10 protein-coding genes are annotated in these 12,620 nt (G+C 62.4%); 5 read left to right on the top strand and 5 right to left on the bottom strand.

What is annotated here, in order from left to right:
• Position 1: 1 nt before the first annotated feature.
• Positions 2-496 (bottom strand): SixA phosphatase family protein, encoded by a 495-nt coding sequence (locus BBJ66_RS20440; protein WP_071089292.1) that lies wholly within the window; start codon positions 494-496, stop codon positions 2-4.
• On the opposite strand from BBJ66_RS20440, the gene BBJ66_RS34780 reads away from it, so the two are divergent.
• Together BBJ66_RS34780 and dksA are read left to right on the top strand one after the other, a co-directional pair.
• Positions 495-650, top strand: coding sequence for a hypothetical protein (locus tag BBJ66_RS34780; protein ID WP_161492681.1), 156 nt, complete (start codon positions 495-497; stop codon positions 648-650). The genes BBJ66_RS20440 and BBJ66_RS34780 overlap by 2 nt on opposite strands.
• A 121-nt stretch (positions 651-771) precedes the next feature.
• Entirely contained in the window at positions 772-1,191 is a 420-nt protein-coding gene (gene dksA / locus BBJ66_RS20445) for an RNA polymerase-binding protein DksA (protein ID WP_003569003.1), read from the top strand.
• Between the two features lie 64 nt (positions 1,192-1,255).
• Here the strand turns inward: dksA and BBJ66_RS20450 are convergent, their stop codons facing one another.
• Together BBJ66_RS20450 and BBJ66_RS20455 are read right to left on the bottom strand one after the other, a co-directional pair.
• On the bottom strand, positions 1,256-1,900 hold the full coding sequence (locus BBJ66_RS20450; RefSeq protein ID WP_071089296.1) for a DUF1062 domain-containing protein: 645 nt from the start codon (positions 1,898-1,900) through the stop codon (positions 1,256-1,258).
• A 411-nt stretch (positions 1,901-2,311) separates the two neighbouring features.
• Positions 2,312-3,388: a flagellar biosynthetic protein FliO gene (locus tag BBJ66_RS20455; protein ID WP_083335592.1), complete on the bottom strand. Its 1,077-nt coding sequence runs from the start codon at positions 3,386-3,388 to the stop codon at positions 2,312-2,314.
• Positions 3,389-3,695: 307 nt separating this feature from the next.
• Here BBJ66_RS20455 and cckA point away from each other — a divergent pair, with 307 nt between their 5' ends.
• Entirely contained in the window at positions 3,696-6,299 is a 2,604-nt protein-coding gene (gene cckA, locus BBJ66_RS20460) for a cell cycle histidine kinase CckA (RefSeq protein WP_071089303.1), read from the top strand.
• A gap of 81 nt (positions 6,300-6,380) precedes the next feature.
• On the opposite strand, the gene BBJ66_RS20465 is transcribed toward cckA, so the two are convergent.
• Both BBJ66_RS20465 and BBJ66_RS20470 read right to left on the bottom strand, forming a co-directional pair.
• Positions 6,381-7,307, bottom strand: coding sequence for a pseudouridine-5'-phosphate glycosidase (locus tag BBJ66_RS20465; RefSeq protein WP_071089640.1), 927 nt, complete (start codon positions 7,305-7,307; stop codon positions 6,381-6,383).
• An 88-nt stretch (positions 7,308-7,395) separates the two neighbouring features.
• Complete coding sequence (locus BBJ66_RS20470; protein ID WP_071089308.1) at positions 7,396-8,340, bottom strand: carbohydrate kinase family protein; 945 nt, start codon at positions 8,338-8,340, stop codon at positions 7,396-7,398.
• A 228-nt stretch (positions 8,341-8,568) separates the two neighbouring features.
• Here BBJ66_RS20470 and recA point away from each other — a divergent pair, with 228 nt between their 5' ends.
• Positions 8,569-9,657 (top strand): recombinase RecA, encoded by a 1,089-nt coding sequence (recA, locus tag BBJ66_RS20475; RefSeq protein WP_003586201.1) that lies wholly within the window; start codon positions 8,569-8,571, stop codon positions 9,655-9,657.
• Between the two features lie 164 nt (positions 9,658-9,821).
• Complete coding sequence (alaS, locus tag BBJ66_RS20480; protein ID WP_071089311.1) at positions 9,822-12,476, top strand: alanine--tRNA ligase; 2,655 nt, start codon at positions 9,822-9,824, stop codon at positions 12,474-12,476.
• Positions 12,477-12,620: the final 144 nt, after the last annotated feature.

Below are 12,620 nucleotides of genomic sequence, written 5' to 3' on the forward strand. Positions count from 1 at the left end.
TTCAGACGACCACGAAATCGGTGAGGCGCCAGACGGCGGCTGAAGCGTCGTAATCGACGACGGCGAGGCCCGCCGTCGGGAAGCCGCCGGGAAGGGCGCTTGCCATCGCCTCATGGCCGATCAGGGCCTCCAGCGCCTGCTCCATGGTCGGATTGTGGCCGACCAGCATGACGGCTGCCTCATCCTGCGCATCGACGATCTCGAGATAAGTGTCGATCGTGGCGTTGTAGAGCGCATCGACATAACGCATGTCTAGCGTGAGACCCATTGCCCGATGGACCGCATCGGCAGTGCCGCGGCAGCGCAGCGCCGTCGAACTGATCAGAAGATCGGGACGGTAGCCCTTGTCGGCGGCCTTGTCGGCGATGATCTCGGCATCGCCGAAGCCCTTTTCGTTGAGCGGCCGGTCGAAATCGCGCTGCCCGGGCTCGGCCCAAGCGGCTTCGGCATGACGCAGGAGATAGATGCGGTTGGGCGGAGGCAGCGGTACGGTCATGGGCAAATCCAGGATCGGGCGGGTCTTTTCAGTAGCGGTTGCAATCGGCCGCCGTCAATCGCCAGCCATGCCGCAATGGCGCAAAACGTGGCTGACAACCGGCGTTTTGAAGGCGAAGAAAAAAATGGCGGCCGGAATAACCATGACAAAATAGGTCGTTAGCCTAAAATTGTAACAGATTTAAAAATCTGTTTACCTGTCGTATTTGGCTTGAACCGCGGCTAGCGCTTGGGATATACACCCGCCCAGATGAGATGTTCTTCAGGAGAATCGCGTTGAGTGAGAAGATCGATCTTAGCAATTACGTTCCCTCGGAAGAGGAAGAGTTCATGAACGTAAACCAGCGTGCCTACTTCAGGACCAAGCTGGTTGCATGGAGAAATGACATCCTTAGAGAAGCGCGTGAAACCCTCGACCATCTGGCCGAGGAAAGCGCAAACCATCCCGATCTCGCCGACCGGGCGTCGTCGGAAACCGACCGGGCGATCGAACTTCGCGCTCGCGACCGGCAGAGAAAGCTGATTTCCAAGATCGACGCGGCACTGCAGCGCATCGAAGACGGCACTTACGGCTACTGCGAGGAAACCGGCGAACCGATCGGCCTCAAGCGTCTCGACGCCCGCCCGATCGCGACGCTGTCGATCGAGGCGCAGGAGCGCCACGAACGCCGCGAAAAAGTCTATCGCGACGAATAATGGTTTTCATGCAGACATGAGAGCAGACAAGCGCCGCGATCGGATCGCGACGCTTGTCCATCGATCACTGCTCCACTGCGTAATTGCCTGTCACCAGCGGTTTCCATGATCGCTCTCGTTCGTCCTCCATGGAGAGATCGATCGTGACAAGGGTGCCGTTCCTGATTCGTCGTCGCAGGATGTCCGCTTTGCCAGGATCCGTCCGAACCATGCCTTCCGCGTGAAGAGCCTGCAGCTTCGAGCGTGAAAGTTTCAGCTCGGACGCCAGCAGGCGATCGAGGCGTGTGCTTGTTGGGACAGGAACCATCAGTTCGATTGCCAATCTCGTCCAATTCGCAGTTTCGTGCTGTACCTCCTTGGCGATTTCAAATTCGGCAAACTCATCCACACGCGGCGATTTGTGCCGGAGAGCATCGAGGTTGAAGGTCTCGGTCCGGATCCAGTGGGGATCGTTGGACTGCAGCGCCTCAAAGACGGCAGAATCGATGTCGCGGACATTGCGACGCTCGATGATCGGCCGATTCCAGGTTCTTTCACAGGTCAGGCATTTATAGATGAGCCAGGCATCCAGCTTGCGGCCGTTGGCGTTGAGCCGGATCTTGCCGCTGGATTGGAAGGCTCTCAGGCCGCCGCATCCGCCGCATGCAATCCAAGGCTGAGGCGCCTTCTTGGGAATAATGGTCCATTGGACCCGAAGCGTCTTGCACATATCGTCTTGGTCTTCCGTTCGGAAGTCCATCGAGATGGTGCATGAGAAAACCCTTGCGGGCTCGGTGTGGCGATGTTGCGGGTGGCTGAAGAGCTGAGACAGCGGCGCTGCCGTGGCACATTGTAACAATGCCAAACCGGTCTCTCGCCACCACCCGATAAACATGTTCGCATGCCGCCAGCGCATCGCTAGCGGCAGTACGGGTTAAACTGGAGTGAGACCGGTGTTTACTTAGGCAAAGTCCAACCTCGGATGCGCCAACGCTCTTCACCCGATCGATACCAAATGATCGGCATCAAAGGGAGAGCTGAGGCATTCCAAACTGAAAAAGCCGCGGCAGTGCGGCTTTTGTGCAACTTCATGGTGAAGGCGAAGGTGCGACAACCCAGTGTGACGCGGACGTCTTTGCCCTCATTTGTCGCGATTGACGCTCATCTCACCGAAGATGCGGGCGACTTCCTTCTGCAGCTCGGTATCGGCGCCGGTGATCGGGGCGAGATCGGGATCACGGCGCGGCAGGTTGCCCGGCTGCGGCTGCGGTATGGCTTGGCGGGGGGGCTGGTTTGCCGGCACCGGGACGATGCGTTCGGCCGTCAGATTGTTCGCCATCTCCTCTTCCAGCACTCGCTGGAAATCACCGCGGATCGCCGCTGCCGGCTGCGCTGTCGCATCGTCCTCGGCTGTGCCGGGTGCTGCGCGGGCGGCGGCCGGCGTGCCCTGGAAAGATGGAGCAGAGATTTCGGGTTCGATGCGCTGCTGCGGCAGCACGCGCTGGCGGGCGGCATCGAGAATCTCGGCCGCACTTGCAGTATCGTGGAACGATGCGGGCTGCGCGATCGGGGAAGCGACGGGACGCTCCGGCGGGCGCGGCTGAGGCGGGGCGGGAGGCGCAGGAATGTCGCGTTCGGCCGACAGCGGCGCCGTCACGGGGTTTGCCGGAAGTGGGCTCGTCGCCACCGGCGGGGCCACGACCGGCGGGGCTGGCGGTTCGGGCCGCGGGCGCGGCTCCGGCGAAATCGGCGCGGAGAAGGAAGGCTCGGCGGCCGGCTCGATGCGGGCTGCGGCAGGAGCGGCGACTGGGACTGGGACTGCAACCGGGGCGCGGGCCGGAGAAACCGGTGGCGTTTCCGGGCGCGCCGCGGAAATTGGGCGCTGCTCGACGGGTTGCGGGCGGTCGGCGCTTTCCGGCTGTTGCGCCGCTCCGGGCAGGATACGGCTTTCGATGACGATATCGCTCGGGCCGCCGATCATGATCAGATGCTCGACGTCGTCGCGGCGCACCAGCACCAGCCGGCGACGGGTATCGACCGCTGCGGCATCCAGAACCTGCAGGCGGGGCTGGCGGTTGCGGCCGCCGCGCACGAAGGGCGAGGGCGCCCGTCTGCGGATCACCCAGAGCACGAGGATGAGCAGGAGAAGCGCCAGGCCGACGCCACCGGCGGCAAGCAGAAAACGGCTGCCATAAGCTCCGACAACATCATCCAACATAATCACTTACTCCATTTCACATTCGGCACATATTGACGACTTTTCCGTTCCTTAGGCAAGGGCCGCGGGTGCTGTCCAGTCACGGGAGAACGCGATTTCGTGTTCCGCTGCCGGGGCGCCCGGCGATCTTGCGTACGGGCGGCCGTATCAGGGTTCAGGGGCAGATGGCGCTGTTGCCTGTGAATTCAAGCAGTCTTGCCGGCGACCGGTGTTTTTGCCGACGCGGCAAATTGCTAAGAAGGAAACAGTGCCTGATTCCCGCTTCGTGTTCGTGCTACGAAGCTGAAGGGGCTTATGTGAGGAATACATGACGAAACCGCGTCAGGCCGACGATTATAACGCACCGCTTGTGGATCGTGGGGGGCGTTCTGGCACGGTTTTGCGCATTCTTCTGCTCGCCCTCGTGCTGATCGCAGCCGCCGGCGGCTTCGTCGTCTTCAAGAGATCGCTTGATAACGAGGTCGTGCTGGGCGGTCTCGGCGTGCTCGCCATGGTCGGCATCTTCTTCCTGGTATCCTCGGTCATCGGCTTCATCGAGGTGATGCCGCAGCACCAGTCCGACAGCCTGGCGCGCGCCTTCCTCAACAGTCATCCCGACGGCACGCTGATCACCGACGAAAAAGGCCGGATCATCTATGCCAACGCCGCTTATGGCGCGCTGACCGGCGCGCGCAAGGCGACCGAGGTGCAGACGCTGGAAACCCTGCTGTCGCGCCACCGCGAATCGAACGAGGCGCTCTACAGGCTGGTCAACGGCCTGCGCGAGGGCAAGGAAGGCCGTGAGGAATTCCGCCTGCTGCGCGCCGTCGGGCCCGGCAGCAACAGCTCCGGCGCCCATTGGTACCGGCTGAAGGCGCGGCTGCTGCCTCAGGAAGAGAACGGCGGCAAACCGCTGCAGATCTGGCAGATCACCGACATCACCACCGAGCGCGACGACCAGGAGCGCTTCTTCAAGGAGTTGCAGAACGCGATCGACTATCTCGACCATGCGCCGGCCGGTTTCTTTTCCGCCGGCAGGAAGGGCGAGATCTTCTATCTCAATGCAACGCTTGCCGAGTGGCTGGGGCTCGACCTCACCAAATTCGTGCCGGGCTCGATGACGATCGGCGACGTGGTGGCGGGCGAGGGGCTGGCTCTGATCCAGTCGGTGCAGGCCGAACCCGGGCTGAAGAAGACCGTGACGCTCGATCTCGACCTGCGCAAGACCAACGGCCAGAGCCTGCCGGTGCAGATCATTCACAGCGTCACTTCGATGCGCGACGGCGCACCCGGCGAGAGCCGGACGATCGTGCTGGGGCGTGAGAAGAACGAAGCCGGCGGCCAATCCGCTTCTGCCGCCGCCATGCGCTTCACCCGCTTTTTCAACAACACGCCGATGGCGATCGCCTCGGTGGACGGCGAAGGGCGCATCCTGCGGACCAACGCGCCGTTCCTGAAGCTGTTCTCCGGCGTCGTCTCGCGCGACGATCTCGAAAAGGCGCCGCATCTCGAAACCATCGTGCAGGAAAGCGACCGGCCGCAGCTCGCCGAGGCGCTGGCGGCGGCCAAGGACCGGCAGGGCGACATCGCGCCCCTCGATACCCGCACGCCGACCGACGAGGCGCGCTATTTCCGTTTCTATGTCAACGCCGTCATCGACCAGAGCGACGAGGCGCCCGAGGAGGCGGCGATCGTCTATGCCGTCGAGGTGACCGAGCAGAAGGCGCTGGAAGCGCAGATGGCGCAGACGCAGAAGATGAATGCTGTCGGCACGCTCGCCGGCGGCATCGCGCATGATTTCAACAATGTGCTGACGGCGATCCTGCTTTCCTCCGACCATCTGCTGCTGCAGGCGCGGCCGGCCGATGCAAGCTTTGCCGACCTGATGGAAATCAAGCGCAATGCCAACCGCGCCGCGGTGCTGGTGCGCCAGCTGCTCGCCTTCTCGCGCAAGCAGACGATGCGGCCCTCGGTGCTGAACCTGACGGATGTCGTCGGCGACCTGCGCATGCTGGTCGACCGGCTGCTTTCCGGCACCAACGTCAAGCTCGACGTGCAATATGGCCGCGACCTCTGGCCTGTCAAAACCGACCTTTCGCAGTTCGAACAGGTGCTGATCAATCTGTGCGTCAATGCACGCGATGCCATGCCCGAGGGCGGCACGCTGACGCTGCGCACCCGAAACCTGACTGCTTCAGAGGTCTCCGCCTTCAACTATTCCTACATGCCGGCCGAGGACATGGTGCTGATCGAAGTCGCCGATAACGGCACCGGCATCGCGCCCGAGATCATGGACAAGATCTTCGAACCCTTCTTCACCACCAAGGATGTCGGCAAAGGCACGGGACTTGGCCTTGCCATGGTCTACGGCATCGTCAAGCAATCGGGCGGCTACATCCAGCCGGAATCCGAAGTCGGCAAGGGCACAACCTTCCGGGTCTTCCTGCCGCGCCACATCCCGGAGCCGGCGCTTGCCGGCGAAGCAGACGCGATCGACGGCGCCATCGCGGGGGCCGAAGTGCTGCCCCAGCCCGTATCGCCGCAGCAGCCGGAGGACCTGACGGGATCGGCGGTCATCCTTCTCGTCGAAGACGAGGAGGCGGTGCGCCGCGGCGGCAAGCGCATGCTGGAAACGCGCGGCTACACCGTGCACGAGGCGGGCTCGGGCGTCGAGGCGCTGAGCATCATGGAAGAACTCGACGGCAAGGTCGACATCGTCGTATCCGACGTGGTGATGCCCGAAATGGACGGCCCGACGCTGCTGCGCGAGCTGCGCAAGACCTATCCCGACATGAAATTCATCTTCGTGTCCGGCTATGCCGAAGATGCCTTCGCCCGCAACCTGCCGCCTGAGTCAAAATTCGGGTTTTTGCCGAAGCCGTTTTCGCTGAAGCAGCTTGCGGTGGTGGTGAAGGAGACGCTGGACGGGTGAAGGCAGCCGGCATGGCCTTGGTAGATAGGGCTTACACGGCACGCCTATTGCCAAGGCGATACTGTCTGCCCCCGTCAACCCTCACTCACCCAACGCCACGGCAATCTCCGCCGCCAGCCGCGCATTGTTCTCGACCAGCGCAATATTCGTCTTCAGGCTCTGGCCGTCCGTTAGGTCGAAGATGGTTGAGAGCAGATAGGGCGTGACCGCCTTGCCGGTGATTTCGTCGCGCTCGGCGCTATCCAGCGCCCGCTCGATATAGATTTCCATCTCCTCGCGGGCGATTTCGTCGGCCTCGGGCACCGGGTTGGCAATCAGCATGCCGCCGTCGATGCCGAGCTGTTCGCGCACCGTCTGGAAATTGGCAATGGCGGCCGGGCTGTTCAGCGACAGCGGGCTTGATATGCCCGAGGAGCGTGACCAGAAGGCGGGGAATTCTTCGCTCTCGTAGGTAACGACGGGGACGCCGCGGGTTTCCAGCACTTCCAGCGTCTTTGGAATATCGAGGATCGCCTTGGCGCCGGCGCAGACGACGATAACGCCGGTGCGCGCCAGTTCCTCGAGATCGGCGGAGATATCAAAGCTTTCCTCGGCGCCGCGGTGCACGCCACCGATGCCGCCTGTGGCAAAAACCCGGATGCCGGCGAGGGCGGCCGCAATCATCGTCGCGGCGACCGTGGTGGCGCCGGTGCGGCGCTCGGCGATCGAAAAGGCGAGATCGGCGCGCGACACCTTCATCACATCGGTCGCCTTGGCGAGCTGCTCCAGTTCGCCGGCTTCAAGGCCGATATGCAGAGTGCCATGAATAACGGCGATCGTTGCCGGCACCGCACCCTGTTCGCGAATGATCGCCTCGACGCTGCGGGCCATCTCGATATTGCCGGGATAGGGCATGCCATGGGTGATGATCGTCGATTCCAGCGCCACCAGCGGCGCGCCGCGCTGCTTGGCGCTGGCGACCTCCTTCGAATAGGCGATCGGCAGAAGGGGCGAAATGGGCTTGGTCATGATCTTGTCCTGTCGTCGATAGAGCATGATGCCGAAAAGTCTCTGCAGTTTTCGGACGACATCACGCAAGCTATTTAATTTCGTCGCTTCAATGCAGAATTCTGGCCTTGGGAACAAGGGCAAGCGCCGCATTCAAGAGATCCGGCGTCAGATTTTCGTTGACGGCATGCCGCGATTGCACGGTCAGCGTGGCGGCCGCGGTGCCGTGGCGAATGGCCTCTTCGAGCGGCAGGCCTGATATCAAGGCTGCAAGCGTGCCGGCGGCAAGGGAATCGCCGGCACCGGTGACGTCGGCGACGGTGTCGGCGACCGGCGGCTGCAGCGTCATGGCGCGGCCCCCGCAAAGTGCGACGAGTTCGCGGCGGCCGCGGGTGACGACGGCGTTCCTGATGCCGATCTCGTTCAGAAGCGGCGGCCAGCCGGCAGCGTCCTCCGGCTGTTGCCCGGCAAGGGCGGAAGCCTCGGCCTCATTCAGGAACAGGTAGTCGATATCCCCGATACAGGGTTTCAGCCTGACGACTTTGGCAGGCGAGATGGCGATCGCCGCGACCGGCTTTGCCAGGGAACGCGCCTTGGCAACGATCGCCGCGATCGTCTCCTCCGGCAGGTTGGCGTCGAAAAGAATGAGATCATGGGCGGCGAAGGCCTCCCGCACCCAGCGGATGGAGAGACGCCGCGGCACGAAGAAACGGTAGAGGTCCATGTCGGCAAGGGCGATCACCAGATCGCCGTCCTTCTCGATGATCGCCGTATAGCTCGGGGTCTTGCGGTCGAGGAACACGAAAGGCCGGTCGTCGATGCCGGCGAAATCGGCCGCCTCGCTGACCATCTCGCCGATGGGGTCGCCGCCGCGTGGTGAAATCATCGTCACCTGAAAACCGAGCCTTGCAAGGTTGCGCGCCGCATTAAAGCCGCCGCCGCCCGGCTCCTCGAACCAGGTGCCGGGATTGCTGGCGCCCGGCGCCGTTTCGCCGGAGATCCGGCCGCGCCGGTCGATATGGGCACCGCCGAGAACAAGAATCTTTTTGTTCATTTCAACCGCCTTCCGCTGCGCAAAAAGCGAATCGAGGCGGTGCTACCGGCCGCGGCAAAGCCGGCGCATATGGCCTAAGCCGTTGCTTTGCATCGATAAAACAAATATAGAACACGGGCTGTTTTACCTTTTTCTTTCAATCGTTTGATCGCCTATTGCGGGAATAGAACAAATAGGGTACAAACTCGACATTGCTTGGGCGGCTTCAATAACCTAAAGGTGGATCGGATGTCTCAGAATTCATTGCGGCTGGTAGAGGACAAATCGGTGGACAAAAGCAAAGCGCTTGAAGCGGCACTCTCACAGATAGAGCGGTCGTTCGGCAAGGGCTCGATCATGAAACTCGGCTCCAACGAGAATGTTGTCGAGATCGAGACGATCTCGACCGGCTCGCTTGGCCTCGATATCGCGCTTGGCGTCGGTGGTCTGCCGAGGGGCCGTATCATCGAAATTTACGGGCCGGAGAGCTCGGGTAAGACGACGCTTGCATTGCAGACCATTGCCGAGGCGCAGAAGAAGGGCGGCATCTGCGCCTTCGTGGATGCCGAACATGCGCTCGATCCCGTCTATGCCCGCAAGCTTGGCGTCGATCTGCAGAACCTGCTGATCTCGCAGCCCGATACCGGCGAACAGGCGCTCGAAATCACCGATACGCTGGTGCGCTCCGGCGCGGTCGACGTTCTTGTCGTCGACTCGGTCGCCGCACTGACGCCGCGCGCCGAAATCGAGGGCGAGATGGGCGACAGCCTTCCCGGCTTGCAGGCGCGCCTGATGAGCCAGGCGCTGCGCAAGCTCACCGCTTCGATTTCCAAGTCGAACACCATGGTGATCTTCATCAACCAGATCCGCATGAAGATCGGCGTCATGTTCGGTTCGCCTGAGACGACGACCGGCGGCAATGCGCTGAAGTTCTATGCCTCCGTGCGCCTCGACATCCGCCGCATCGGCGCGGTCAAGGAGCGCGAAGAGGTGATCGGCAACCAGACCCGCGTCAAGGTGGTCAAGAACAAGATGGCGCCGCCCTTCAAGCAGGTCGAGTTCGACATCATGTATGGCGAGGGCGTTTCCAAGACCGGCGAACTGGTCGATCTCGGCGTCAAGGCCGGCATCGTCGAGAAATCCGGTGCCTGGTTCTCCTATAACAGCCAGCGTCTCGGCCAGGGCCGCGAAAACGCCAAGACCTTCCTGCGCGACAATCCGGATCTGGCTCGCGAGATCGAACTGTCGCTGCGCCAGAATGCCGGCCTGATCGCCGACCGCTTCCTGCAGAACGGCGGACCGGACCCCGATGACGGTGACGCCGCCGCGGAAATGTGATTTCGCTGTCGGTTTTCTGCCAGTCCCTTTGAAAATCCAGGCCGGCTGCATTCCCTGATCAGAATGCGGCCGGTTTTGTTTGTCTGCTGGACAGTGGCGGAGGTGAACGTTAAAAGCCGATGGATTTAGATTTACCTGCCTCCGGCAGCATTGAAGGGCATAGCATGAGCGGTGTGAACGATATCCGGTCGACATTCCTCGACTATTTCAAGAAGAACGGTCATGAGATCGTCTCGTCGAGCCCGCTCGTGCCGCGCAACGACCCGACGCTGATGTTCACCAATGCCGGCATGGTACAGTTCAAGAACGTCTTCACCGGTCTGGAGAAACGCCCTTATTCGACGGCGACCACCTCGCAGAAATGCGTGCGCGCCGGCGGCAAGCATAACGACCTCGACAATGTCGGCTATACGGCCCGCCACCTGACCTTCTTCGAAATGCTCGGCAACTTTTCGTTTGGCGACTATTTCAAGGAGAATGCGATCGAGCTTGCCTGGAAGCTGGTGACCGAAGGTTTCGACCTGCCGAAACATCGCCTGCTGGTCACCGTCTATTCCGAAGACGAGGAAGCCGCGACGCTGTGGAAGAAGATCGCCGGCTTCTCCGACGACAAGATCATCCGCATCCCGACCTCCGACAACTTCTGGCAGATGGGCGATACCGGCCCTTGCGGCCCATGCTCTGAAATCTTCATCGACCAGGGGGAAAACGTCTGGGGCGGCCCTCCTGGTTCGCCTGAGGAGGATGGCGACCGGTTCCTGGAATTCTGGAACCTCGTCTTCATGCAGTTCGAACAGACCGAGCCTGGTGTTCGCAACCCGCTGCCGCGCCCGTCGATCGATACCGGAATGGGGCTCGAGCGCATGGCCGCCGTTCTGCAGGGCGTTCAGAGCGTGTTCGACACGGACCTGTTCCGCACGCTGATCGGCACTATCGAGGAGTCGATGGGCGTCAAGGCGGAGGGTAGCGCCAGCCACCGGGTCATCGCCGACCATCTGCGCTCCTCGGCCTTCCTGATCGCCGATGGCGTGCTGCCGTCGAATGAAGGCCGCGGCTATGTGCTGCGCCGTATCATGCGCCGCGCCATGCGGCATGCCCAGCTTCTCGGCGCCAAGGAGCCGCTGATGTACAAGCTGCTGCCGACGCTGGTGCAGGAGATGGGGCGCGCCTATCCGGAACTCGTGCGCGCCGAAGCGTTGATTTCGGAGACGCTGAAACTCGAGGAAGGCCGCTTCCGCAAGACGCTGGAGCGTGGCTTGTCGCTGCTGTCGGATGCGACCACGGATCTCGACAAGGGGGACATGCTGGACGGCGAAACCGCCTTCAAGCTCTACGACACCTACGGCTTCCCGCTCGACCTGACGCAGGATGCGCTGCGCGCCCGTGAGATCGGCGTCGATATCTCCGGCTTCACCGATGCCATGCAGCGCCAGAAGGCCGAAGCCCGCTCGCACTGGGCCGGTTCCGGCGAGAAGGCAACCGAAACCATCTGGTTCGAGCTTAGAGAAAGACACGGCGCAACCGAATTCCTGGGTTACGATACCGAAACCGCCGAAGGCGTGGTGCAGACGATCGTCAAGGACGGCGCCGTCTCTGAAGAAGCCAAGGCCGGCGACAAGGTGCAGATCGTCGTGAACCAGACGCCGTTCTATGGCGAATCCGGCGGTCAGATGGGCGATACCGGCGTCATCTCCTCCGATCACGGCAAGATCGAAATATCAGACACGCAGAAGAGGGGCGAAGGACTCTTCGTGCATTCCGGCACCGTTGTCGAAGGTGCATTCAAGACTGGTGACGCAGTTGTTCTGACCGTCGATCACGCCCGCCGTTCACGCCTGCGCGCCAACCACTCGGCAACGCACCTGCTGCATGAGGCGCTGCGCGAGGTGCTCGGCACCCATGTTGCCCAGAAGGGGTCGCTGGTCGCGCCCGAGCGGCTGCGTTTCGACGTGTCGCATCCGAAGCCGATGTCGGCCGAGGAACTGAAAATCGTCGAGGATATGGCCAACGAGATCGTGCTGCAGAATTCTCATGTCACGACCCGGCTGATGAGCGTCGACGACGCCATCGAGGAAGGCGCCATGGCCCTCTTCGGCGAGAAGTACGGCGATGAAGTGCGTGTCGTTTCGATGGGCACGGGCCTTCATGGTGCGAAGAGCAACAAGCCTTACTCGGTCGAGCTTTGCGGCGGAACGCATGTGTCGGCCACCGGTCAGATCGGCCTGATCCGCGTGCTTGGCGAAAGTGCCGTCGGCGCCGGCGTTCGCCGTATCGAGGCCGTCACCGGTGAAACGGCGCGCGAATATCTCGCCGAGCAGGATGATCGCGTGAAGACCCTCGCTGCCTCGCTGAAGGTTCAGCCTTCGGAGGTTCTATTGCGCGTCGAGGCGCTGATGGACGAGCGCCGCAAGCTGGAGAAGGAACTGGCCGATGCCAAGCGTAAGCTCGCCATGGGCGGCGGGCAGGGCGGCTCGGGCGATGCCGTGCGCGAAGTCGCCGGCGTCAAGTTTCTCGGCAAATCGATATCGGGGGTCGATCCCAAGGATCTGAAGGGACTTGCCGATGACGGCAAGACCAGCATCGGCTCCGGCGTCGTCACTCTGATCGGTGTGTCCGACGACGGCAAGGCAAGCGCCGTCGTGGCGGTGACGCCGGATCTCGTCGAGCGCTACAGCGCCGTCGATCTCGTCCGCATCGCCTCTGCCGCCCTCGGCGGCAAGGGCGGCGGGGGCCGTCCCGACATGGCCCAGGCCGGCGGTCCGGACGGATCGAAAGCAGACGAGGCAATCGAGGCGGTGGCCGTAGCACTCGCCGGCTGAGCTGCCGGTTACGTCGCCTCTCCTCCCTCATTCCGGTCCTCGGGCTTCGACCCGAGGGATGTCACGGGAATCCAGTGCGCCCAAGTCCTTGGGCGCGAAAGACTCTTTTTCTTCAGGTACTGATTCATTCACGGCGCGGACGCG

The organism is Rhizobium sp. RSm-3 (assembly GCF_001854685.1).
Taxonomy (GTDB): Bacteria; Pseudomonadota; Alphaproteobacteria; order Rhizobiales; family Rhizobiaceae; genus Rhizobium; species Rhizobium ecuadorense.